At 63.8% G+C, this 24,157-nt stretch carries 24 protein-coding genes; 8 read left to right on the top strand and 16 right to left on the bottom strand.

What is annotated here, in order from left to right; all coding sequences use genetic code 11:
- The 6 genes from glyS (at position 1) to ACZ0BA_RS27185 (ending at position 6,192) form a co-directional block, all read left to right on the top strand.
- On the top strand, positions 1–2,109 hold the full coding sequence (gene glyS, locus ACZ0BA_RS27210) for a glycine--tRNA ligase subunit beta (protein WP_463454248.1): 2,109 nt from the start codon (positions 1–3) through the stop codon (positions 2,107–2,109).
- The gene (gene gmhB / locus ACZ0BA_RS27205; protein ID WP_463454247.1) at positions 2,110–2,691 is read left to right on the top strand and encodes a D-glycero-beta-D-manno-heptose 1,7-bisphosphate 7-phosphatase; all 582 of its coding nucleotides are present in this window, start codon (positions 2,110–2,112) and stop codon (positions 2,689–2,691) included.
- A 68-nt stretch (positions 2,692–2,759) separates the two neighbouring features.
- Positions 2,760–3,452, top strand: a complete 693-nt coding sequence (locus ACZ0BA_RS27200; RefSeq protein WP_463454839.1) for a lysophospholipid acyltransferase family protein — start codon at positions 2,760–2,762, stop codon at positions 3,450–3,452.
- 17 nt (positions 3,453–3,469) lie between these two features.
- Positions 3,470–4,447: a M48 family metallopeptidase gene (locus tag ACZ0BA_RS27195; protein WP_463454838.1), complete on the top strand. Its 978-nt coding sequence runs from the start codon at positions 3,470–3,472 to the stop codon at positions 4,445–4,447.
- Between the two features lie 351 nt (positions 4,448–4,798).
- The gene (locus tag ACZ0BA_RS27190; protein ID WP_463454246.1) at positions 4,799–5,875 is read left to right on the top strand and encodes a patatin-like phospholipase family protein; all 1,077 of its coding nucleotides are present in this window, start codon (positions 4,799–4,801) and stop codon (positions 5,873–5,875) included.
- 137 nt (positions 5,876–6,012) lie between these two features.
- Positions 6,013–6,192, top strand: a complete 180-nt coding sequence (locus tag ACZ0BA_RS27185) for a hypothetical protein (RefSeq protein WP_463454245.1) — start codon at positions 6,013–6,015, stop codon at positions 6,190–6,192.
- A gap of 21 nt (positions 6,193–6,213) precedes the next feature.
- Here the strand turns inward: ACZ0BA_RS27185 and waaA are convergent, their stop codons facing one another.
- The 9 genes from waaA to rfbB form a co-directional block, all read right to left on the bottom strand.
- On the bottom strand, positions 6,214–7,515 hold the full coding sequence (gene waaA, locus ACZ0BA_RS27180; protein WP_463454243.1) for a lipid IV(A) 3-deoxy-D-manno-octulosonic acid transferase: 1,302 nt from the start codon (positions 7,513–7,515) through the stop codon (positions 6,214–6,216).
- A gap of 5 nt (positions 7,516–7,520) precedes the next feature.
- Positions 7,521–8,546: a lipopolysaccharide heptosyltransferase I gene (gene waaC / locus ACZ0BA_RS27175; protein WP_463454242.1), complete on the bottom strand. Its 1,026-nt coding sequence runs from the start codon at positions 8,544–8,546 to the stop codon at positions 7,521–7,523.
- A gap of 3 nt (positions 8,547–8,549) precedes the next feature.
- Positions 8,550–9,932 carry a phosphomannomutase/phosphoglucomutase gene (locus ACZ0BA_RS27170; RefSeq protein WP_463454241.1) on the bottom strand — a complete coding sequence of 461 codons (1,383 nt, stop codon included), beginning with the start codon at positions 9,930–9,932 and terminating at the stop codon, positions 8,550–8,552.
- Positions 9,933–10,114: 182 nt separating this feature from the next.
- Positions 10,115–10,441 (bottom strand): H-NS histone family protein, encoded by a 327-nt coding sequence (locus ACZ0BA_RS27165; protein ID WP_463454240.1) that lies wholly within the window; start codon positions 10,439–10,441, stop codon positions 10,115–10,117.
- A 66-nt stretch (positions 10,442–10,507) separates the two neighbouring features.
- A complete protein-coding gene (locus tag ACZ0BA_RS27160; protein ID WP_463454239.1) occupies positions 10,508–11,602 on the bottom strand; it encodes a glycosyltransferase family 4 protein in 1,095 nt (364 codons plus the stop codon).
- A 302-nt stretch (positions 11,603–11,904) separates the two neighbouring features.
- Positions 11,905–12,762: a dTDP-4-dehydrorhamnose reductase gene (gene rfbD / locus ACZ0BA_RS27155; protein WP_463454238.1), complete on the bottom strand. Its 858-nt coding sequence runs from the start codon at positions 12,760–12,762 to the stop codon at positions 11,905–11,907.
- Positions 12,759–13,304, bottom strand: coding sequence for a dTDP-4-dehydrorhamnose 3,5-epimerase (gene rfbC / locus ACZ0BA_RS27150; protein ID WP_463454236.1), 546 nt, complete (start codon positions 13,302–13,304; stop codon positions 12,759–12,761). The genes rfbD and rfbC overlap by 4 nt, the downstream gene beginning before the upstream one ends.
- Positions 13,301–14,206, bottom strand: coding sequence for a glucose-1-phosphate thymidylyltransferase RfbA (rfbA, locus tag ACZ0BA_RS27145; RefSeq protein ID WP_463454234.1), 906 nt, complete (start codon positions 14,204–14,206; stop codon positions 13,301–13,303). Before rfbA ends, rfbC begins: the two co-directional genes overlap by 4 nt.
- An 11-nt stretch (positions 14,207–14,217) precedes the next feature.
- Positions 14,218–15,288, bottom strand: coding sequence for a dTDP-glucose 4,6-dehydratase (gene rfbB / locus ACZ0BA_RS27140; RefSeq protein WP_463454232.1), 1,071 nt, complete (start codon positions 15,286–15,288; stop codon positions 14,218–14,220).
- Between the two features lie 140 nt (positions 15,289–15,428).
- On the opposite strand from rfbB, the gene ACZ0BA_RS27135 reads away from it, so the two are divergent.
- A complete protein-coding gene (locus ACZ0BA_RS27135; protein WP_463454231.1) occupies positions 15,429–16,295 on the top strand; it encodes a symmetrical bis(5'-nucleosyl)-tetraphosphatase in 867 nt (288 codons plus the stop codon).
- A 5-nt stretch (positions 16,296–16,300) separates the two neighbouring features.
- On the opposite strand, the gene ACZ0BA_RS27130 is transcribed toward ACZ0BA_RS27135, so the two are convergent.
- The 7 genes from ACZ0BA_RS27130 to ACZ0BA_RS27100 are packed head-to-tail and all read right to left on the bottom strand — an operon-like array spanning position 16,301 to position 22,492.
- Complete coding sequence (locus ACZ0BA_RS27130) at positions 16,301–17,746, bottom strand: serine hydrolase (protein ID WP_463454229.1); 1,446 nt, start codon at positions 17,744–17,746, stop codon at positions 16,301–16,303.
- A gap of 52 nt (positions 17,747–17,798) precedes the next feature.
- On the bottom strand, positions 17,799–18,545 hold the full coding sequence (locus ACZ0BA_RS27125) for a lysophospholipid acyltransferase family protein (RefSeq protein WP_463454228.1): 747 nt from the start codon (positions 18,543–18,545) through the stop codon (positions 17,799–17,801).
- Between the two features lie 8 nt (positions 18,546–18,553).
- A complete protein-coding gene (locus ACZ0BA_RS27120; RefSeq protein WP_463454227.1) occupies positions 18,554–19,879 on the bottom strand; it encodes a dihydroorotase in 1,326 nt (441 codons plus the stop codon).
- 8 nt (positions 19,880–19,887) lie between these two features.
- Complete coding sequence (locus ACZ0BA_RS27115; protein ID WP_209724073.1) at positions 19,888–20,853, bottom strand: aspartate carbamoyltransferase catalytic subunit; 966 nt, start codon at positions 20,851–20,853, stop codon at positions 19,888–19,890.
- A gap of 19 nt (positions 20,854–20,872) precedes the next feature.
- Entirely contained in the window at positions 20,873–21,391 is a 519-nt protein-coding gene (pyrR, locus tag ACZ0BA_RS27110) for a bifunctional pyr operon transcriptional regulator/uracil phosphoribosyltransferase PyrR (protein ID WP_463454226.1), read from the bottom strand.
- 9 nt (positions 21,392–21,400) lie between these two features.
- Positions 21,401–21,787 (bottom strand): Holliday junction resolvase RuvX, encoded by a 387-nt coding sequence (ruvX, locus tag ACZ0BA_RS27105; protein WP_463454224.1) that lies wholly within the window; start codon positions 21,785–21,787, stop codon positions 21,401–21,403.
- Between the two features lie 30 nt (positions 21,788–21,817).
- Entirely contained in the window at positions 21,818–22,492 is a 675-nt protein-coding gene (locus ACZ0BA_RS27100) for a YqgE/AlgH family protein (protein WP_463454223.1), read from the bottom strand.
- A 202-nt stretch (positions 22,493–22,694) separates the two neighbouring features.
- On the opposite strand from ACZ0BA_RS27100, the gene ACZ0BA_RS27095 reads away from it, so the two are divergent.
- Positions 22,695–24,140, top strand: a complete 1,446-nt coding sequence (locus ACZ0BA_RS27095) for a cryptochrome/photolyase family protein (protein WP_463454221.1) — start codon at positions 22,695–22,697, stop codon at positions 24,138–24,140.
- The last annotated feature ends 17 nt before the right edge of the window (positions 24,141–24,157 follow it).

Below are 24,157 nucleotides of genomic sequence, written 5' to 3'. Positions count from 1 at the left end.
ATGACCCAGACCCTCCTCATCGAACTGCTGACCGAAGAATTGCCGCCGAAGGCGCTCGCCAAACTGGGCGCGGCCTTCGCCGCCGGCATCGTCAACGGCCTGAAAGTACGCGACTTCCTCGAAGCCGACAGCGTCGCCACGTCGTTCGCCTCGCCGCGCCGCCTGGCCGTCTCCGTCACCAACGTGCGCGCCACCTCGCCTGACAAATCGATCCGCGAAAAAGTGCTGCCGGTGTCGGTCGCGCTGGACGCCGCCGGCAACGGCACGCCGCCGCTGGCCAAGAAACTGGCCGCGCTGGGCTTCCCGAACCTGACCGTGGCCGATCTGGAACGCGCGCAGGACGGCAAGGCCGAGAGCTTCTTCCACACCTACACGGCGGCCGGCAGCGCGCTGCAATCGGGCCTGCAGGCCGCGCTGGAGGAATCGGTGGCCAAGCTGCCTATCCCTAAAGTGATGAGCTACCAGCGTCCGGACGGCGCCACCGTGCAATTCGTGCGTCCCGCCCACAGCCTGATCGCGCTGCATGGTTCGACCGTGCTGCCACTGACCCTGCTGGGACTGACCGCGTCGAACGTCACCGAAGGCCACCGCTTCCTGACCGCGCCGGGCCAACGCGAAGTCACCATCGCCGATGCCGACGGCTACGCCGACACCCTGAAATCCCAAGGCAAAGTGCTGGCCAGCGTCGAACAGCGCAAGGAACAGATCCGCGCCGACCTGCTGGCCAAGGCCGGCGCCGACCAGGTGCTGATGCCCGAATCGCTGCTCGACGAAGTGACCGCGCTGGTCGAATGGCCGGTGGTCTACGAGTGCCACTTCGAGGAAGAATTCCTGGCCGTGCCGCAGGAATGCCTGATCCTGACCATGCAGACCAACCAGAAATACTTCGCGCTGACGGACGCCGACGGCAAGCTGCGTTCGCGCTTCCTGATCGTCTCCAACATCGCCACCGATACGCCGGCCGCCATCATCGGCGGCAACGAGCGCGTGGTGCGTCCGCGCCTGTCCGACGCTAAGTTCTTCTTCGAGCAGGACAAGAAAAAGACGCTGGAATCGCGCCTGCCGTTGCTCAAGAACGTGGTCTACCACAACAAGCTGGGCACCCAGGCCGAACGCAGCGAGCGTGTCAGCGCGCTGGCCGGCTTCGTCGCCACCCAGATCGGCGGCGACTCCGCACTGGCCACCCGCGCCGCCAAGCTGTCCAAGGCCGACCTGTTGACCGACATGGTCGGCGAGTTCCCCGAGCTGCAAGGCATCATGGGCACCTACTACGCCCGCAACGACGGCGAACCGGAAGACGTGGCGCTGGCAGCCTCCGAACACTACCAGCCGCGCTTTGCCGGCGATGCGCTGCCGTCGACCGTCACCGGCACCGCCGTGGCGCTGGCCGACAAGCTCGAAACCCTGGTCGGCATCTGGTCGATAGGCCTGCAGCCGACCGGCGATAAAGATCCGTTCGCGCTGCGGCGCCACGCGCTTGGCGTGCTGCGCATGCTGATCGAAAAACGCCTGATGCTGTCGATCCGCGGCCTGCTCGATTCGGCCGCGCAGCAGTTCACCGGCATCGCCGGCTTCAAGGACCCGGTCATCGAAGTCACCGCCTTCATGCTGGACCGCCTGCGCGGCATCCTGCGCGAGCGCGGCTTCTCGCCGAACGAGATCGAAGCGGTGGTCGCCCAGAACCCGGACCGCCTGGACGACATCGTGCAGCGCCTGGAGGCCGTCAAAGCCTTCGCCGCGCTGCCGGAAGCGGCCTCGCTGGCCGCCGCCAACAAGCGCATCACCAACATCCTGAAAAAGAACGAGGAAGCGCTGGCCGCGACCGGCGGCGCCGGCGTCAACGCCGATTTGCTGCAGGACGAAGCCGAGAAGAACCTGGCCGCCGCCGTCACCCGCGTCCAGCCGGACATCGACGCCGCCTTCATCCGGGGCGATTTCGCCGACGCGCTCAAAACTCTGGCGCAGTTGCGCGACGAGGTCGACGCCTTCTTCAACGACGTCATGGTCATGGCGGAAGATGTCGCCCTGCGCAACAACCGTCTGGCATTGCTGTCATCGCTGCATGGCATGATGAACCGCGTGGCCGACATCTCGAAACTGGCGGCATAAATGGGTACGCCGTCCCTGAAACTGATCATCCTCGATCGCGACGGCGTCATCAACCATGATTCGCCCGATTTCATCAAGTCGCCGGCCGAGTGGATCCCCATTCCCGGCTCGCTGGAAGCGATCGCCCGCCTGAACCAGGCCGGCTATCGCGTGGTGATCGCGTCGAACCAGTCGGGCATCGCGCGCGAGTTCTTCGACATGACGACCTTGAACGCGATCCACGCCAAGATGCACCATCTCGCGCAGCAGGTCGGCGCCGACATCGACGCGGTGTTCTTCTGCCCACACGCGGCGGCCGACAACTGCGATTGCCGCAAGCCGAAGCCGGGCATGTTCAACGAGATCTCGCAACGCTACAAGATCAGCCTCAAAGGCGTGCCGGTGGTCGGCGACTCGCTGCGCGACCTGCAGGCCGGCTATGTCACCGGCTGCGTGCCCTACCTCGTCCTGACCGGCAAGGGCGAGAAAACCCAGCAAACCGGCGGCCTGCCGCCGGGCACCCTGGTGTTCCCCGATCTGGCGGCGATGGTGGTCCACCTGATCAAAACCAGCGTGCCGCCGGCGCTGCACATCGTTAGCTAACAAAGTATTTGGAGTCTGCATTGGGTCATCCCGTATTATTTTTGCGTTCCCTGATCTTCACCATCATCATGGTGATATCGACCGTGGTCTGGGCGCTGGTCTGCTTCCTGGTTGCGCCGCTACCGTATAACAAGCGCTTCTGGGTCACCGCCCGCTGGAATGTGTTCATCGTCTGGTGCGCCAAGGTTATCTGCGGCATCCGCTACGAGATCAAGGGCGCCGAGAATTTCCCGGACGCGCCGGCGGTGGTGCTGTCGAAGCACCAGTCGGCGTGGGAAACCATCTTCCTGCTGCCTAACCTGCCACGCCCGCTGGTGTTCGTCTTCAAGAAGGAAATCCTTTATATTCCGTTCTTCGGATGGGCGATGGCGCTGCTGCGCATGATCCCGATCGACCGCAAACAAGGCAAGAACGCGTTCAAGCATGTGGTCCGCCACGGCAAGCGCAGGCTCGCCGACGGCCAATGGATTATCATGTTCCCCGAGGGGACGCGGATTCCCGTCGGCCAGGCCGGCAAGTACAAAAGCGGTGGCACGCGCCTCGCCATCGCGACCGGTGCGGTGGTCGTGCCGATCGCGCACAACTCCGGCGAGTGCTGGCCAAAAAACTCTTTCATCAAACGGCCCGGCCTTGTTACAGTATCGATAGGTAAGCCAATTTCGCCAGAAGGACAAACTCCGGACGGCATGATGCAACAGGTGGAAACTTGGATAGAATCAGAAATGCGCGTCATTTCGCCCCACGCCTACAACGCTGGCTAGACGATCTCGCCACGTTGGTGAAGCCGGCGTCGCCGCAAGACGACGCCAGCCAGCTTGACCTGTTCGCACGGGAGGCGCAGGCGCAGGGTCAACCTTCCTCCACCAAAACCGTCTACACCTCGCCGGTGTGGTCGGTGCCTCCATCTTCCAGCAAACCTCCCCCGATTTCCCCGTATATCGCGCCCCCCGTGGAGGCGCTGTCGCCGCCCGCCCCTGCCATCCCGGTCAAGCCGCGCGTGACGCCGACGCCGCCCGAGCCGCCGCCGACGGCCAAGCGCCAGTTGATGGTCGGTGACTTCATCCTCGAATACGACCTGCGCCGCTCGACGCGCCGCTCGATCGGCTTCATGATCGACGACGACGGCTTGCGCGTGACGGCGCCCAAGCGCATCAGCATCGCCGAAATCGACAATGCGATCCGCACCAAACAGCACTGGATACTGAGCAAACTCAAAGAACGGCGCGAGCGCCGCGCCGCGCGGCTGCAAAAGCCGCCGGTGGAATGGATCGACGGCGCGCAGCTTCCGTACCTTGGGGCGGACATCACCTTGCGGCTGCTGGTGGGCGGGCGCAATCGCACCAGCTACAACCCGGCCACGCGCGAGTTGTCGATGGTGCTGGTACCCGGCGCCACCGAGACGCTGCTCAAGGAGCGCGTCAAGTCCTGGTATCAGCAGGAAGCCAAGGTGCTGTTCGAGCAGCGCCTGGACCTGTACGCGGCGCGTCTGGGTGTCAGCTATAGTTCGTTCGGCCTGTCGTCGGCCGGCACGCGCTGGGGCTCGTGCACGGTCGACCGCAAAATCCGCCTGAACTGGAAATTGATCCATTTCTCGCTGCCGCTGATCGACTATGTGGTTGCCCACGAACTGGCGCACACGCTGGAAATGAACCACAGCGCCGACTTCTGGAACACGGTCGGACGCATCTACCCTGCGTACGACGACGCGAAGAACCTGCTGCGCAAAAGGGCGCAGGAATTGCCTGTGCTGTTTTAAACCCGCCGTGGCCAGCGCCGGGCGACATGCTGAACCCGCAAAATCTCGACGACGCCCCCACGCACTCGGTATGGAATGACCGGCGGATCTCATTCATTTTGCTGTCGATAAGGCAGCGTCCCGCCGATTTCTCGCGCGCTCGACATGCCAGAGCCATCTTTTGAAATAACGCCATCGTGCCGGGTTCTACCGCCATCTCCGCTCTTAGTGCCGAGTCGTCCCTAGCACCTGACTATCATATTGCACCGCACAATTTTATTGCCTCATGGAATTACCTGTGGTATTTTGTCTCATGTTTGGCTTGATCTGAGTCAAAAAAACGGCAAATTGTGTCACTAAAACGGGGGTTATATGGGTCAGGTAAGTGCAACCAAGAAGATGGGTTTGGTACTGGGTGGCGGTGCGCCAAATTCACCATTGATCGCGGGGGCGCTGGCTGCATTCCTCGACCAGGAAGTTGAGTTCGACGTGATTTCCGCCTCCGGCGCGGGCGTGCTGATGGGGCTGCTGTACACGGCGCCGCTGGAAGGATCGCCGCGCGAAGCGCTCAAGCGCTGGGCCGACGCCGGTGTGGCCGACACGATCTACAAAATGATGCCCGTCAATTATAAGATTTTCCACAAGCCGGGCAAGGAAGCGGACGCCTTCCGTGGCGTGTTCACGCCGCAGGCCGGCAATCCGATGTTCCCGGGCCTGCCTAATGTGCTGAGCGGCTCGATCCCGTGGGCCGACTGGACCCAATTGATGATGTCGACGATGTCGCCGTCCAACCTGTCGTCCAAAAGCCTCGGTTTGTGCGCCCACGCGCCTTTCCTGGAAGGCTCGATCGACTTCTCGGCCATCTCGAAGATGAAGCCGGAGTTCTACATCAACGCCTACAACCTGAACCAGCACAGCATGAAGATCTGGGACAAGCGCGAGATCCAGGTCGAGCATGTGCGCGCCGCGCTGTCGTTCCCGCTGCTGTACGCGCCGACCACGATCGACGGCGAGGATTATATCGAAGGCGCCGCGCTGGAGACGTTGAATTTCGACCCGTTCATCGAGGGCAAGGGCGAGCACGCGGACACCGACGTGCTGGTGGTGCTCGACATCCTGGGCGACGAGCGCCTGCTGCGCAAGCCGCGCGACCTGTACGACGCATGGGTGGGCTCGATGATCACGCCGCTGGTCAACATCTCGAAGCAGCAATTGCGTTTGTTCGAGCTGGAACACAACACCGACCACAAAACCGGTGAGCCGAAGCGCCACATGCTCAAGCTTGAGCTGATGGCCGCCGTGCCCGATCAGCACATTCCGCACACGATGGACTGGTCGACGTCGAATATGCAACTGCTGTTCGACGTCGGCTACAAGGCGGCGACGCGTTTCTGCCGTCAGAACGCGGATGTGTTGCGCTTTGCCGAAGATACCGAGATGGCTGCTTAAGTACAGGCATTCGCGGCGCATGCCGGATGATGCCCCTCCGGCGCATCCGCTTTCTGTTTCTTTCCTGTTTTCAATCGGATCGGGGTGTTGCCTGGTCCGGTCTACAATGATTCGACCACGATTTCCCGGAGGCGAACATGAGCGAAAACGCACCAATCAACCCAGGCGACGAAGCGCCGGCCGGCACGCCGGGTACCGGCGAAGACGTCTGTCCGATTTGCCACGGCACCGGCAGCGTGCTTGAAGCGGACGATACCATCGCCTGCGGCAACTGCGGCGGAACCGGCGTCATTACCGAAGGCATCGGCGGCGGTTAGCACCACCCGAAATGGACCGGATCAGCGCTTGATGAGCGGCGCCAGCAACGCCAGCGTGCGGCGGGTGGCGCCGCGGTACTGGTTCGCGAACGCCAGAGCGCCCTGTCCCATCGCGGCGCGCGCGTCGTCGTCGCGCAACAGACGCGCGGCGGCGGTCACCAGCTCGGCCGCGTCGGCTACGCGCTGGGCGCCGCCGGCGGCCAGCGCATCCTCGGTCGATTCGGCGAAATTAAAGGTGTGCGGTCCGATCAGCACCGGCTTGCCCAGCGCCGCCGGTTCGATCAGGTTTTGCCCGCCCAGTGGCAGCAGGCTGCCGCCGACGAAGGTGCAGTCGCACGCCGCGTAATAGGCGAACATCTCCCCCATCGAATCGCCCAGCAGCACATCGATATACGCGGGAATGGCGCCTCCGTCCGCGCCGTCCAGCGCCAGCGCGCTACGCCGCTGAACGTTCAACCCCGCCTCGCCAACCATCCTTGCCACTTCGTCGAAGCGCTGCGGGTGGCGCGGCACGATCAGCAGCAGCACATTGGCCGGCAGCCCGGCACGCCCTTCGCGTACGGCCTTCAGTATCAGCGCCTCCTCGCCTTCGCGCGTGCTGGCGAACAGCAGCACCGGCCGCGCGCCGATGGCTTTACGCAGCGCCGCGCCGGTGGCCAGCGCCGTCTCCGGCACCACCACGTCGAACTTGATGCTGCCGGTGACTTCCACCTGCTTGACGCCGAGCGAGCGCACCCGCTGCGCGTCGGCCTCGGTCTGCGCGGCGACCAGCGAGATGCCGTGCGCCGCGTCCAAAATCAGCGAACCAAGGCGCCCCGCCTTGCGCAGCGAGCGCTCGGACAGGCGCGCGTTGGCCAGCACCACCGGCACACCGCGCGCGCCGCAGATGGCGATCAGGTTCGGCCAGACTTCGGTCTCCATCAGAATGCAGACCGCCGGTTTGAAATGCGCGATGAAGCGGCCGACCATGGTGCCGGTGTCGTACGGCAGATAAGATTGCGTCAGCCGTGCGCCATGTTTGGCAAACAGCGACTTGCCGGTGGCGCGGCCGGTCGGCGTCATGTGGGTCAGGATGATACGGCCGGTCGGATACTGCGCCAGCAGCGCGTCGATCAAGGGCTCGGCCGCGCGCGTTTCGCCGACCGACACCGCGTGCACCCACAGCACCGGACTGGCAGCCGACGAAGCCGAACCGTCGCCGTAAAACCCCAGCCGCTCGCCCCAGTGCCCGCGATAGCCAGGTTCCTTGCGGCCGCGCAGCCACAAGCGCGCCAGCACCAGCGGCAAGGCCAGCCACCACATCACAGAATAGAAGATACGCATGAAGCTCAGCCCAGCAAACTCCTGGCCGCAGCCAGTACTTCGGACACGGACGGCGGCGCGCCCCGATCGCCCAGATTGATGATGCGCGGCGACCAGTTACCCTCGGTCTTCCAGCGCGGCGAATCGGCGTAGATTTCGACCGTCGGCCGTACGAAAGCGGCGGCGATGTGCGTCAATCCGGTGTCGACGCCGATCACCAGCGCGGCATGGCGCGCCAGCAGCATGGCGTCCGCCATCGACAGCTTGGGCAGCACCCGCGCGTTCGGCAGATTGGCCGCCAGATGTTCGGCTTCGGCCTGCTCCTTCGGGGAGCCCCATGGCAGCAGGATGGTCATCGGCGCCAGTTCTCGTCCGAGGGCGATCCAGTTCTCCGGTGCCCACTTCTTGGGATCGCGCGCGGTGCCGTGGAAGTACACCACATAAGGCTCGGCCGGCATCCACGCAGGACGCGGCTCGTCGGCCGAGATTTCCGGCAGGCCGAAATCGGCCGGGGTGTCGACCTGGTAGCCCAGCGCGGCGGCTGCCACCAGGCGGCCGCGCGCCACCGCGTGCGTGCGCGGGTCGGTCGGAACACTCAGGTTGTGGAAAATGCGGGAGACGCCCTCGTAGCCCGAGCCCTCGCTGCCATTGGCCAGGCCGACCTTGCGGCCGCCCTTGACCACCCGCGCGGCGCCCATGATGATGCCGGTCTTGAGCAAGCCCTGGGTATCGAACACGTAGTCGTAGCGCTGCTGGCGCAAGGTACGGAAGAAGGCCTTGATCTCGGCCCGGGTCTCCGGCTTGCCCAGGCTTTTACGCCAGCGCCGCAGCGCGAACGGAATGATGGTCCGCACGCGGGCGTTGAGCCGCACCAGGCTGACGTAGCCCTCCTCCACCACCCAATCGATGTTCGCGTCGGGGAAGCGGCGGGCGATATCGGCCACCATCGGCAGGTTGTGCAGCACGTCCCCCAGCGAGGACACGCGCACCAGCAAGATGTTGAGCGGCTGGGGCTTGGACTTGGGCTGACCGTCGCCCGTTTGGTGCGACATCGCTTAGAAAGGCAGTTCCGCGTCCGGCTTGGCGGCCAGGATCACGCTCTTGAACTGGCCCTGGATGCGTGCCAGCGCTTCCGGCGTTTCCGCTTCGAAGCGCATCACGATCACCGGCGTGGTGTTGGACGAACGCGCCAGGCCGAAGCCGTCCTCATATTCCACGCGCAGGCCGTCGATGGTGATGATCTGCACATTGCCCGGGAATTTCGCATCCGCGCGCAGCTTGTCCATGACGATGACGTTTTCGCCTTCGCTCAGGTGCAGGTGCAGCTCGGGGGTGCTGTCCGACTGCGGCAGGGAATTGAGCAGCGCCGACGGATCGGCTTCGCGGGTCAGGATTTCCAGCAGACGCGCGCCCGAGTACAGGCCGTCGTCGAAACCGTACCAGCGGTCCTTGAAGAAGATATGGCCGCTCATTTCGCCGCCCAGCGGAGCGCCGGTCTCGCGCAGCTTGGCCTTGACCAGCGAGTGGCCGGTCTTGTACATCAGCGGAACGCCGCCGCTTTTGGTGATGTACGGCGCCAGGTGGCGCGTGCATTTGACGTCGTACAGAATCTGCGCGCCCGGATGGCGGGTCAGCACGTCGGCCGCGAACAACATCATCTGGCGGTCCGGATAGATGATCTGGCCGTCCTTGGTCACCACGCCCAGGCGGTCGCCGTCGCCGTCGAAGGCGATACCGATTTCGGCGTCGGTCTCCCGCAGCGCGCGAATCAGGTCCTGCAGGTTCTCGGGGTGGGCCGGATCGGGATGATGGTTGGGGAAGTTGCCGTCCACTTCGCAGAACAGCTCGACCACTTCGCAGCCCATGCCGCGATACAGGTCGCCGGCGAAAGCGCCGGCCACGCCGTTGCCGCAATCGACGGCGATCTTGATCGGACGCGCCAGCTTGACGTCGCCGATGATGCGCTCGAGGTACTGTGCGCGGATGTCATGGGTGCTGTAGGCACCCTTTTTCGAAGCAGACGAGCCGTCGTGGTCGACGATGCGCTGATACAGCGAGGTAATCGCTTCGCCGTGGATCGCTTCGCCGGCCAGCACCATCTTGAAGCCATTGTAGTCCGGCGGATTGTGGCTGCCGGTGACCATGATGCCCGACGCCGCGCCCAGCACATTGGTGCCGAAATAAACCATCGGCGTGGCCACCACACCCAGATCGATCACGTCGACACCGGCCAGCTGCAGGCCCTCGGCCAGCGCCGCCGTCAGCGACGGGCCGGACAGACGGCCGTCACGGCCGATCACCACCCTGGTCTCGCCCTTGTCCAGCGCGGCCTGGCCGAACGCCTGCCCGATCGAACGCGCTACGCCCGCATCCAGGGTTTTGTCGATGATGCCGCGGATGTCGTAAGCTTTGAAGATCGTTTTGGATAAGGAGACCATTTTGGATTTTTGATGTGCCTGCCAGGGCGATGCGGCGCCGGACTTCGGCGCACTGCCCCGCCCTGGACGCGGATTAGAGGAAAAATAGGTGCTGGCTGCGCTGTAGCAGACATAGCACGATAGTGTAAGTCTGATACCGGCGGCAGGCAAGCCCGCCGGCCGGTCGCGGGCGCTAAAAACGTTTAAACCTTCAGGCCGGCGATGTCTTTGCCGGCGTCCAGCCATTCCTTGACCCATTTCGGCTGCCGGCCGCGGCCGGTCCACTGCTGGCTTCCATCGGCCGGATTGCGGTAGCGCGGCGCCACCGCGCCGGTTTTCTTGCCGCTGCCGCTGCGGACCGGGGCGCCGGAGCCGACCAGCTCCTTGAGCGGAACGCCAACGCTTTGGGCGATGGCCAGTATTTGTTCGCGGGCTTTGGCCAGATCCTGGCCCTCGCGCTGTTTCAATTCGCGTTTCACTTGTTCTTGCAGATTGCGCAAATCCGCGGAAGACATATTCGACAGGTCCATTGGGCTTTCCTTTAGGTGATGACGATATAAAGCGCTGCGCGAATATATTACATCAAGCCCGGGAAATCATATTTTCTTATGGCGGATCATCCAGCGTGGCGCTTTAAAGCGGACAATGCGTACATAAATCCAGATGTAACTGCTGATAAACAAAATACAAAACACCATTAATACCCAGGTGTGGCGCCAGAATACGGTGGCGGGCAACACCGCCATCAGCGAAAACATCCACAAATACGGCGACGTCAGCGAATTGCGGCGTATCAGCGCGCGCGCCTCCTTGCGTCCGACCGCCCATTGCACCACGCGGCGGAAGATCAGGCTATGCAGATGGATACCGTCGGGCATGGCCGGAGATTTACCGCGCACGAACATTCGGCGATAAACCGAAAACAAGGTTTCAAAGGTTGGATATATTAATAACAACGCGGCGTACCAAGTGGAAACTTGCGGATTGCGCATTACCAAGAGCAATGCCAGTTCGCCCAACATAAAGCCGATGAAATATGCGCCGCCGTCGCCCAGGAATATCATGCCGACCGGATAATTCCAGATCAAAAAACCGGCGGTGGCGCCCGCGACCATCAGCGCGGCGATCAACACGAACATATCGTTGACCTGCAACGCGACATAGCCGAGCGAGAGCAGCATGCAAATGCAGACCACGCTGGCCAGGCCATTGAAACCGTCGATGATATTAACCGCGTTGGCCACGCCGGCCACCGCCAGCACCGTCAGCGGCAGCGTGATCCACACATACTGGATGGGCCAGGCGGCGAAGGGAAAGTCGATCCGGTCGATGCGCGCGTCGAGCAAGAAGTAGCCCAGCGCGGCGGCGGCCATGGTCAGCAACAGACGCCGCGTGGCGCTGACGCGGCCCGTGTAATCCTCGACGATGCCGCCGACAAAGGCGACCGCCGAACAGGCCAGCAGCGAAGCGAGCCAATTGCCCATGGCCGGCACGCGCCAGATGGAAATAGCCGAACTGAGCGCGACCGACAGGAATATCGACAGCCCGCCGATCCGCGCGACGTGGTGCGCGTGCACTTTCTGGACGCCGCCGAAATCCGAATCCAGCGCCGGCCCGTGCAATCTCGATTCTTTGATAACCAGCAGCGTCAGCAGCGCGGAAGCGATAAAGCTCAGTAAAAAGGAAAACATATTTTATCTATACAAAATTACCGGATGCGCTCGCCAGCACAAAGGCCAGTCATTGTCCGCCGGGTTGTCAGCACGCTAACCCGCGATTGTACCGGATTGGACACGGCAATCCTGAATTGATGGCGGGGACGCTGCATTGCGTCAAACCTCGCGTCAAACATTGTTGGCGTTTTTAACAACGGCGGCGATACATGGCACGGCCGCATCCGTTTGACGGTGCGCCGGCATCATAACAGCAGAAAATTGGTCGGATGCGATTGCTTACCAATCGATACAAATGACGGCCGCACTCAATCTATGCGTCAATCCATGCAAAGACGCAGCGCCGCTTTCCAATCCGGCACGTCGCAAAAGCGCGTCATCAGCCGCTGCGACGACAGCACCGAGTATTGAGGGCGCCTGGCCGGGGTCGGATATTCTGCGCTGGTGATCGGCACCACGCGGCACGCCAGTCCGGCCGCCTCGACGATCGCCTGCGTGAACTCGAACCATGTGGTGCTGCCCTGCGCGCTCAGGTGATAGACGCCGCTGTGCTGCGCCCACCAGTCCGCGCCGCCCGCACGCGCCTGCGCCAGCACCAGCGCCGAGGTGTCGGCGATGGTGCGGCTCCATGTAGGCGCGCCGTGCTGGTCGGCCACCACGCGCAACTCGTCGCGTTCCCTGGCCAGGCGCAGCATGGTCAGCAGGAAGTTCTTGCCGCGCATGCCGTACACCCAGCTGGTGCGGAAAATCAGGTGCGGAATGCCGGCCTCGGCGATGGCTTGCTCGCCGGCCAGCTTGCTGGCGCCATACACGTTGAGCGGTCCGGTCGTGTCGCCCTCCACGCGCGCGCCCGGCTGGCTGCCGTCGAACACGTAATCGGTCGAATAATGCACCATGGCCGCGCCCAGCAGCCCGGCTTCGCGCGCCATCAGCCCGGGGGCCTCGGCGTTGATGCGGTGCGCCAGCGCCGGCTCGCTCTCGGCCTTGTCGACCGCCGTGTAGGCGGCCGGATTGACGATCAGCCCCGGCTTCACGCGGCGGATCACGTCGCGCACCTGGTCCAGATCGGACAGATCCATGATCTGGCGGTCGACGGCCACCACCTCGCCCAGGCCCTGCAGGCTGCGCGCCAGTTCGTAGCCGACCTGGCCGGTGCTGCCGGTCAGCAAAATCTTCACGCGAACACCTCGGCCGCTGCCAGCGGCAGCGCCGCCAGGTCCTTGTTCGACAGGGTCGGCGTCAGCGCCAGCGGCCAGTCGACGCCGATGGCCGGATCGTTCCACAAAATGGCACGCTCGTGCTCGGGCGCCCAGTAATCGGTGGTTTTATACAGGAACTCGGCGTTCTCGCTGGTGACCACGAAACCGTGCGCGAAGCCGGCCGGTATCCACATCTGGCGCATGTTCTCCGCGCTGAGCTCGGCGCCATACCATTGCCCGAACGTCGGCGAACCCTTGCGGATGTCGACCGCGACGTCGAACACCGCGCCGGCGGTCACGCGCACCAGCTTGCCCTGCGGTTGCTGGATCTGGTAATGCAGCCCGCGCAACACGCCCTGGCGCGAGCGCGAATGGTTATCCTGCACAAAGGTGGCAGTGACCCCGGTCGCCTCGGCGAACTGGCGCGCGTTGTAGCTCTCGTAGAAGAAACCGCGCTCGTCGCCGAACACGCGCGGCTCGAGCACCAGCAAACCTTCCAACGGCGTGGTGATGACCTTCATCGTGGCACGACCTTATCTTCCAGGATCTGCAACAGGTACTGGCCGTAATTGTTCTTCTTGAGCGGTTCGGCCAGCTTGCGCAGCTGGGCGGCGTCGATATAGCCTTTGCGGTAGGCGATTTCCTCCGGACATGCGACCTTCAGGCCCTGGCGTTTCTCGATGGTGGCGATGAACTGGCCCGCCTCCAGCAGCGACTCGTGGGTGCCGGTGTCGAGCCAGGCCATGCCGCGTCCCATCACCTCGACATTGAGCTGTTGCTTCTCTAGGTAGACGCGGTTGACGTCGGTGATCTCCAGCTCGCCACGCGCGGACGGCTTGATGGCGGCGGCGATGTCGCACACCTGGTTGTCGTAGAAATACAGGCCGGTGACCGCGTAGTTGGACTTGGGCTCCTTCGGTTTTTCCTCGATCGACACGGCCTGGCGGTCGCCGTCGAACTCGACCACGCCGTAGCGTTCCGGGTCCTGCACGTGGTAGGCGAACACGGTGGCGCCGTCGACCTGTTCGCTGGCGTGGTTGAGCAGCGCGTCGAGATCGTTGCCGTAATAGATGTTATCGCCCAGGATCAGCGCCGACGGCGAGTCGCCGACGAATTCCTTGCCGATAATGAAAGCTTGCGCCAGGCCGTCCGGCGACGGTTGCACCGCATAGCTGATGCTGATGCCCCACTGGCTGCCGTCGCCAAGCAGGTCCTGGAAGCGCGGCGTGTCTTGCGGCGTCGAGATCAGCAGAATGTCGGTCATGCCGGCGAGCATCAGCACCGTCAGCGGATGGTAAATCATCGGCTTGTCGTAGATCGGCAGCAATTGCTTCGACACGCTCATCGTCACCGGATACAAACGGGTGCCGGAGCCGCCGGCCAGGATGATGCCTTTGCGGCGGTTGCCGGCTGTGGTGCCCATGGTGCCCATTATTATTGGCCTTCGCGATTAAAGTAGTTGGTTTCCACCCATTTGGCATAGCTGCCCGACTGCACGTCGTTCACCCACGGCTGGTTGTCCAGATACCACTGCACAGTCTTGGCGATGCCTGTCTGGAAGGTTTCGGCCGGTTTCCAGCCCAATTCACGCTCAAGCTTGCGGGCGTCGATGGCGTAGCGGCGGTCGTGGCCCGGACGGTCCTTGACGTAGGTGATCTGGGCCCGATAGCTGGCGCCGTCCGCTTTCGGGCGCAGCCGGTCGAGCATGTCGCACAAGGTGTGCACCACGTCCAGGTTGGCCATTTCGTTCCAGCCGCCGACGTTGTAGGTCTCGCCCAGACGGCCCGCCTCCAGCACCCGGCGGATGGCGGCGCAATGGTCGCTCACGTACAGCCAGTCGCGCACCTGCTGGCCGTCGCCGTAGATCGGCAGCGGCTTGCCCGCCTGCGCGTTGGCGATGATCAGGGGAATGAGCTTTTCCGGGAAATGGTACGGGCCGTAGTTGTTCGAGCAGTTGGTGGTGACCGTCGGCAGGCCATAGGTATGATGGTAGGAGCGCACCAGATGGTCGGACGCGGCCTTCGACGCCGAGTACGGGCTGTTCGGCGCGAACGCGGTGGTCTCGCTGAACGGCGCGTCGTCCGGGCCCAGCGTGCCGTAGACCTCGTCGGTGGACACGTGCAGGAAGCGGAACGCGGCCTTTTCCTGCTCCGGCAGCGCCGACCAGTAGGCGCGCGTGGCTTCGAGCAGGCTGAAGGTGCCGTTGATGTTGGTGTTGATGAATTCGCCGGGGCCGAGGATGGAGCGGTCGACGTGGCTTTCCGCCGCGAAGTGGACGATGGCGCGCGGCTTGTGCTGTTCGAACAATGCGAGCACCTGGGCCTGGTCGCAGATATCGCCGCGCACAAAGACATGGCGCGGGTCGTTTTTCAGCGACGCCAGATTGTTCAGATTGCCGGCATAGGTCAGCTTGTCATAATTGACAACAGGCTCGTCGGACTGCGCCAACCAGTCGAGCACAAAGTTTGAACCGATAAAACCGGCACCACCCGTAACAAAAATCATTTAGTATCCCGCAGCAAGAGTCAAAACAGTCGTAAGAGTGATTTTATGTGAAACTGCGCTGCCTACGGGCAAAAATCAACACTCGCACTCTGATTTCAGGGTAATTCAGTTTCCAAAGCAACGAACCAGAGAGCTACCATATGAAAACCTATGTAATCGGGGATTTACAGGGCTGTCACGAGCAGGCCTTGTCCATGCTCGACAGCATACGCGCGCACGCGGCCGAAGTCGGGGTGGCCGAGCCCGCCATCCTGTTCGCCGGCGACCTGATCAACCGTGGCCCGGATTCGCTGGCCACCCTGCGCCACGTGCGCAAATTGTGCATGGCCAGCGGCGGCCTGATCGACAGTGTGCTCGGCAACCACGACCTGCACCTGCTCGCGGTCGCCTACGGCATTCGCCCTGAACACAAGTCCGACACGCTGGCCGACATCCTGCACGCGCCCGACCGCGACGAGCTGATCGACTGGCTGCGGCGTCGTCCGCTGGCGATCCAGGTCCAGGGGCACGTGGTGGTGCACGCCGGCCTGCTGCCGCAATGGAGCGCCGACGAGGCCATCGCGCTGGCCGGGGAGGTGCAGCAAATGTTGCGCGGCCCGGACGACAGCTTCGCCGAGTTCCTGGCCGAAATGTACGGCAACCTGCCCGATCAGTGGTCCGACGACCTGCGTGGCGCCGACCGGCTGCGCTGCATCATCAACGCCATGACGCGGCTGCGCTTTTGCAGCGCCGACGGCGTGATGGATTTCAAGATGAAGGAAAGCGGCACGGCCGACGAAGGTTCGGGCCTGATGCCGTGGTTCGACGTGCCGGGCCGGCGCAGCGCGCGCGACACCGTGGTGTTCGGACACTGGTCGGCGCTGGGGCTGACGTTGAAGCCCAATTTGATCGGTCTTGACAGCGGCTGCGTGTGGGGCGGTCAGCTGTCTGCGGTGTGCCTGGAGGACCGTAGCGTGCTGCAGGTGCAATGCCCGGAGTTCCAGGAGCCGAGCAGCAAGAAAAAGTAAGCCCGTTAGCGCGGTTTGCGCAACCGTGCCAAACCTTTGATCGCGTATTCGTTTTTTGGATCGAGCGCCAGAGAGCGCTCGAAATGGGCGATGGCGCCCGCCGTATCACCGCGCCCGGCGGCGATGTCCGCCAATCCATCATGGCTGTACGCCGACGCCGGATACAACCCCAGCGTGAAATTGAACATGGCGGCGGCATCGACCGGCCTGCCCGCCTCGATCAAATCGTAAGCCAGATAAACCAGCGCCTCCTCGCCGCCGGCCGGCGCAGGCTGCAGGCCGCTATAATGTCTCATGCCGGCCTCGACGCCGTCGCGCGCGATCACATCCCACAACCCATCGCGCAACTGCGCGGTCGGCTGCTTCGTCGGCGCGCCGAACAGGATCGCCGCCAGCGCGTTGCCAACGCCGCCAGCCGAGGCCCGGTCGCTATTACTCAGCACGATCACGGTGACGCGTTCGGCGGGAAAGCGCAGCAGATACGTTGAAAATCCGTTCTCGCTACCGGAGTGCTCGATGCTGCGCCGTCCCAGTTTTTCACCGATTTGCACGCCATAGCCATAGCCCTTCTTCACCGGCGCAAACATCTCGTCGAGCGACTTGCGCGACAGCAGTCGCTCCGAATACAGCGCCTGGTCCCACAGCAGCATGTCGCCCACGGTCGACTGGATGCCGCCGGCCGCGTAGCTCACCGTCGGGCTCATGTAAGGAGCGTTGATGAACCGCGTGCCCAGCGAGTAATAACCGCTGGCGCGGTTCGGCAGCAAGGTCCGGCTTTCGTCGTATACCGTCTGCGACATGCCCAGCGGTGTAAAGATCTTTTCCCGCAGATAGTCACCGTAGGATTTGCCGGAGGCGCGCTCGATTACCACGCCGAGCAGCACATAGCCGGAATTGCTGTACTTGAATTGCTCGCCCGGTGTGAACCGCAACGGCAGATCGCGGAACAGCGCGACCAGCTCGGGACGCTTGTAGCTGCGCAAGGCCAGCACCTCGTCCCATTCGGACAGGCTGGAGTAATTTTCGATGCCGGAGGTATGCGTCAGCAGATGGCGCAGCGTGATCGGTTTCCAGGCGGCGGGACACTGGTCGATATACTGGCAGATGGGATCGCCCACCTTGAGCTTGCCCTGCTCCTGCAGCTGCATCACCGCCAGCGCGGTGAATTGCTTGGTCAGCGAGGCGATGCGGTAGACGGTTCGCGCCGTGTTCGGCACGTCGAGCTCGTAATTGGCCATGCCGTAGGAGCGACTGAAAACAGGCACGCCGTCGCGCGCGACCAGCACCGTTCCGCTGAAATGGTCGTGACGGGTCGAGGCCTGCAAATACGCATCGAACCGCGCGTCGAGCGGCAGCTCGGCCTCGACGGACTCGGCGGTGGCCGGCCGCGCAAACAGGCATGCGGCAAGCACCGATGCCATCCAAATGACTTGAATTGCCTTGCGCCGCATACGTCCTCCTTTGTCGAGGAGAACAGAATACCTCAAGCGCGGGCGGCGCGGCCTAGTGCGGCGCCGCCGTCACGCCCAAGGCGGCGGCCACGGCCTGGTGCGTCACCTCGGCCAGCTCGCGGCGGTGCGCGCCCATCGTGTCGATCGGCGGCAGCACCATCAATTTCGCCATCACCGGCGGGCCGTCGAGGATGGCGATGATGCTTTCGGCGAAGGTCATGTCGCCGATGAAATCGACCGACGGATGACGCGCGCCCTTCGGATCGACGTACGACAACGCCACCGGCTGCACCGGCACCTTGGCGTCGATCGCCGCCTCGAACAAATTGGCATGGAACGGCAGCAGGTTGCCCTGCGAAGAGGTAGTGCCTTCGGGGAAGAAAGCCACGCGCTCGCCGCGCTCCAACGTTGTCACCAGTCCCTTGAAGATATGCCGCAGATCGCGCCGGTTGCCGCGCGAAATGAACACGGTGCCGGCCTTCTCCGCCAGCCAGCCAGCCAGCGGCCACGAGCGGATCTCGGCCTTGGCGACGAAGTGGCTCGGGTGCAGGCTGTGGACGACAAAAATATCCAGCCAGGACACGTGGTTGGCCACCACCACCGCCCGCTCCAGCATCGGCGACGCCGCCTGCTGCTCGACGCTGACGTTGCACATCTTCAGCAACCGGGTCGACCAGCGGCGGATGTGGTCGTTACGCTTGTCCTGGCTTATCCACGGAAACACCGTGGCGCAGATTCCCATCCCCAGCAGCACGTGCAACATCACCCGCGCCAGGCGGAAGATCATCGAAATTTTCATTCAGAAAATCAGCCGCGTTGGTAGGCGACGTGACCGGCCACGATGGTGGTTTGCACCTGCCCCGTCAGGTTGTAGCCGACGAAAGGCGTGTGCTTGCCCTGGCTGGCCAGCGCCGCCGCTTCCACCGTCCAGGTGGCCTGCGGATCGAAGACGCAGACGTCTGCCACCGCGCCGACCGACAAGGTACCGGCGGACAGACCGGCAACCCGTGCCGCATCGGCCGTGATGCGCGAAATCGCCCGCGCCAGCGGCCCCATGGCGGCCTTGCCGGCGCCGTCGAGCTGGCCGGCGGCGTAGTCGTCGGCCCATTTCAGCGTCAACGACAGCAGCAGCTCCAGCCCGGTGGCGCCGGGCGAAGCTTCGCCGAACGGCAGCAGTTTTTCATCGTCGTCGACCGGCGTGTGGTCCGAGCACAGCGCGTCGATGGTGCCGTCGAGCAGGCCGAGACGGATGGCGTCGCGGTCGCGCTGGCTGCGCAGCGGCGGCGTCAGGCGCGCGTTCGAGTCGAAGAAGCCGATGTCGGCGTCGGTCATGTGCACGTGGTGGGCGCCGACGTCGCAGGTGACCGGCAAGCCTTCGTTCTTGGCCTGGCGCACCAGCTCGATGCCGGCGGCCGACGACAGGCGGCACAGGTGCACGCGGGCGCCGCTCGAACGCATCAGCTCGAAGATGGTGTGCAGCGCGATCGTCTCCGACATCACCGGCACGCCGGACAGGCCCAGGCGCGAGGCCAGCGGACCGCTGGCGGCGATGCCGCCACGGCCGATGTGCGCGTCCTGCGGGCGCAGCCACACCGTGTAGTTGAAGGTTTTGGCGTACTGCATCGCGCGCAGCAGCACGTTGGTGTCCTCGATCGGCTCCTCGGCCTGGGCGAAGCCGATGCAGCCGGCTTCGGTCAGCTCGGCCATCTCGGTCAGCGCCTTGCCCTTGAGGCCGACGGTGAGCGCGCCCAGCGGGTGCACGTGCGCCTGGTTCAGGGTTTTGGCGCGGTGCTTGAGCATTTCCACCAGGCCCGGTTCGTCGAGCACGGGGTCGGTGTCCGGCGGGCAGATCAGGCTGGTCACGCCGCCTTGCATCGCCGCCTGCATTTCCGATTCCAGCGTGGCCTTGTATTCGTAGCCAGGCTCGCGCAAGCGCGCCGACAGGTCGACGAAGCCCGGCGCGACGATCATGCCGACAGCGTCGATGGTCTGATCCGCCGTGAAGCCGGCCGGCGCTTCGCCGACCGCCAGCACCTTGCCATCGGCGATGTACAAGTCTTGCCTGGCGTCGATGCCGTTGGCCGGGTCGACCAAGTGGCCGTTCTTGATATGGAGTTTCTTATTCGAGTTCATTCCTGCTTTCATCCTTGCGTTCCCGCCACAATGCTCATCACCGCCATCCGTACCGCGATACCGAACGTCACCTGCGGCAAGATCACCGCCTGCGGACCGTCCGCCACCGCCGAATCGATTTCCACGCCACGGTTCATCGGCCCCGGGTGCATGACGATCGCGTCCGGCTTGGCCAGCGCCAGGCGCTCCGGCGTCAGGCCGTAGCTCTTGAAGTATTCCTGCGCCGACGGCAGCAGCGCGCCGCTCATGCGCTCGTTTTGCAGGCGCAGCATGATGATCACGTCGACACCCTTCAAGCCTTCTTCCATGTTGGTGAAGGTGCGCACGCCCATCTGCTCCAGGCCGCCCGGCAGCAAGGTGTGCGGGCCGATGGCGCGTACTTCCGGCACGCCCAACGTGGTCAGCGCGTGGATGTCCGAACGCGCGACGCGGCTGTGCAGGATGTCGCCGACGATGGCCACCGTCAGGTTGGTGAAGTCCTTCTTGTAGTGGCGGATCGTGTACATGTCCAGCAGACCCTGCGTCGGGTGCGCGTGGCGGCCGTCGCCGGCGTTGACCACGTGAACGTGCGACTGCTTCGTGTCATGCAGGTGCTTGGCGATCAGGTACGGCGCACCCGACTGCGCGTGGCGCACGACGAACATGTCCGCGTGCATGGCCGACAGGTTGTCGATGGTGTCGAGCAGCGATTCGCCCTTGCTGGCCGAGGATGCCTGGATGTTCAGGTTGATGACGTCGGCCGACAGGCGCTTGGAGGCGATCTCGAAGGTGGTGCGGGTGCGGGTCGAGTTCTCGAAGAACAGGTTGAACACCGACTTGCCGCGCATCAGCGGCACTTTCTTGACGTCGCGGTCCGAGATGCCGACGAACGACGAGGCCGTGTCCAGGATGTGATTGAGGATGGATTTGGGCAGTCCCTCGATCGACAGCAGGTGCTGGAGTTCGCCGTTTTTATTCAGTTGCGGATTGAGCATGGTGGTGGGGTCGTGGTGATTATGAGGCGTGGTCTATGGTGAGCGTGAAGGTGCCATCGTCGGCGCGCTTGAGCACCAGCGCCTGCCCTTGCGGCACGGCCACATGCGCGGCGACGAAATCGGCGGCCACCGGCAACTGGCGCTCGCCGCGGTCGACCAGCGCCGCAAGCATGATGCGCGCCGGGCGGCCGTAGTCGAACAGCTCGTTGATCGCGGCGCGCGTCGTGCGGCCGGTGTAGAGCACGTCGTCGACCAGCAGGATGTTGGCAGCGGCAACGTCGAAGCCGATGTTGGTCGGCTTGACCTCGGCCGGCAAGCCCTTCTTGGCGTAATCGTCGCGGTAGAAGGAGACGTCGAGCACGCCGCAGCGGGCCGACAGGCCCAGGTCGGCCGCGAGGCGCTCGGCGATCCAGGCGCCGCCGGAGTGGATGCCGACGATGGCGACGTCGGCAACGCCTTCCAGGCCGGCCTTGACGTCGGCCAGCAGGGCCGCGTACAGCGCTTCGGCATCGAGTTGGTGGGGGTTCAGTGTGGACATGGTGGTTCGCTAGGTTGCGTCGAAATATTGTTGCAGAATGATGGCGGCGGCGCGGTCGTCGATGACCTCGCCGCGTTTGGCGGAGATCACCGCCGACGAATAGCGCTCGTCGACCAGTTCGACCGGCAGGTTGAAACGGCCGTTGAGCTGGTTGGCGAACTTGCGCGCGCGCGCCGTCATGTCGTGCTCGGCGCCGTCGGGATGCATCGGCAGGCCGACCACGAGGCGGGCGGGTTTCCATTCGTCGAGCAAGGCCTGGATCGCGGCAAAGCGCGTGGCGTTGTCGACGGCGGAGATGACTTTGACTGGCTGGGCCTGGCGAATCATGGTGTTACCCATGGCAACGCCGATCCGTTTGACGCCGAAATCGAAAGCGAAGATGGTGTCGACACTCACGGTTGCCCAGACTCGAACAGGTCACGCGGATTACGCATGGCCGGCCTCGGATGTCAGCATCAGCGGATCGATGCCGAGCAGGCGCATGGCGGCCGTGTAGCGTTCCTCGATGGGCAGGTTGAACAGGATTTCGGGATCGGCGCCGACCGTGAGCCAGCCGTTGCGGCCGATCTCCTCTTCCAGCTGGCCCGGGCTCCAGCCCGAGTAGCCGATCGACACCAGCATCTGCGGCGGCCCTTCGCCGGCCGCGACCGCCTCGAGCACGTCGATCGACGTCGTGAACGCGATATCCTTGGTCACCGTCAGCGACGACGAGTAGCGGCTGCCCGGCGTGTGCAGCACAAAGCCGCGGTCGTCCTGCACCGGGCCGCCAAACATGATGGGCTCGTCCACGTGCGATTCCAGGCCCGTGCCCTCTTCCAGCTTCAGGTCTATGCGTTCGAACAACACTTGCATGGTCATATCGGTGGGTTTGTTGATCACCACGCCCAATACGCCGTTCTCGTTGTGCTCGCAGACGTACACGACGGTGCCGCCGAAGACAGGATCTTGCATGGAAGGCATTGCAATAAGGAAATGATTCGCCAGATTCAAGGATGGGGTGGCGCCGGTGCCGATCGGGCCCAACTCGTCAATCTCCTCCTGGGGTTCCCCCTTGCTCAGGGCCGATACAGGTAGAGTTTTGTCGATTTTGCTCTTCTTCATACGCGTTGCTCTCTCTGTGCTGGGTGCATGATGCTACCGTGCCGCCGCGACATCCTTGCGTTGTACCGTGCATTGTCCCGCGCTTGTCCTGGACAAATGCTGTAACATCGCGCCGCTGGCAGCTGTCTCTCTCACCGATAGTTTACACTGAATTGAGGGTGCGGCCATGATTGCGTTCCCCCACGAGATTGACACAGACCGAATGAAACTGAAATCGTCCCTGGTATGGCTGCGCCGCGATTTGCGCGTTTTCGACCATGTCGCCCTGAATCAGGCGCTGCAGGACAGCGCCACCGTGTATTGCGTTTTTGTCTACGATACGACCATCCTGGACGTCTTGCCTCGCCGCGACCGCCGTGTCGACTTCATCCACGCCAGCCTGGCCGAGGTGGCCGACGAGCTTGGCCTGCTGGGCGGCCACCTGATCGTGCGCCACGCCGATCCGGTCACCGACATCCCGGCGCTGGCGGCCGAGCTGGGCGTCGAGGCGGTGTTTTGCAACCACGATTATGAACCGCAAGCGATCGCCCGCGACGCCGCCGTGGCCGAGGCGCTGAAGGACGCCGGCCGGCGGTTCTTCAGCTACAAAGACCAGGTGATTTTCGAGAAAAGCGAAGTGCTGTCGCAAACCGGTGGCGTGTTCTCGGTGTTCACGCCGTACAAGAATGCGTGGCTGAAAAAGATGACGGCCGATCCATCGGTGCTGGCGCCATACCACATCGAACCGCACGCGGCGCGGCTGGCGCCGCCACCGTCGCCCGCGCCCACCCTGCCGACCCTGGCCGAGCTAGGCTTCGAACCCAGCAACCTGGCCGAGCTTAATATTCCGACCGGCATGTCCGGCGCGGCCACACTGTTCGACGATTTCCTGCCGCGCATCGCCGACTACAAGACCGCGCGCGACTATCCATCGGTCAAAGGCCCGTCCTATCTGTCGCTGCACTTCCGTTTCGGCACGTTGTCGGTGCGCCACCTGGTGCGCACGGTGGTGGACCTGATGGCGCGCGGCGCCGGCGGCGAAGGCGCGCCGGTCTGGCTGTCCGAGCTGATCTGGCGCGAGTTCTACGCGATGATCCTGTTCCACAACCCGCACGTGGTCGGCGGCGCCTACAAACCGGCCTACGATGCGATTCAATGGGAGACCGGACCGGAAGCGGACGAACTGTTCGCCGCGTGGTGCGAAGGCCGCACCGGCTATCCGCTGGTGGACGCGGCGATGGCGCAGCTGAACCAGACCGGTTATATGCACAATCGCTTGCGCATGGTGACGGCCTGCTTCCTGATCAAGGATTTGGGTATCGACTGGCGCCGTGGCGAAGCGTATTTCGCACTGCATTTGAACGACTTCGACCTGGCGTCGAACAACGGCGGCTGGCAATGGGCGTCGTCGTCGGGATGCGACGCGCAGCCGTACTTCCGCATTTTCAATCCGATCACGCAGTCGGAGAAATTCGAGGCCGGCGGTAAATTCATCCGGCGTTATCTCCCGCAGTTAAAAGACCTGGGCGACAAGGAAATCCACGCGCCATGGCAAACCCCGCGCATGCTGCCGCTGGATTACCCGGCGCCGGTCGTCATGCACGACGAGGCGCGCAAACGCACGCTGGAACGCTATGAAGTGGTGAAAAAACCCGCCCAGCCGGAGTAAGCGGCGAGGCGGGTACT

It is taken from the genome of Duganella sp. AC917 (assembly GCF_979258245.1).
The sequence above is the reverse complement of the archived record's forward strand: the minus strand, read 5'-3'. Positions and strand labels throughout refer to the sequence as shown.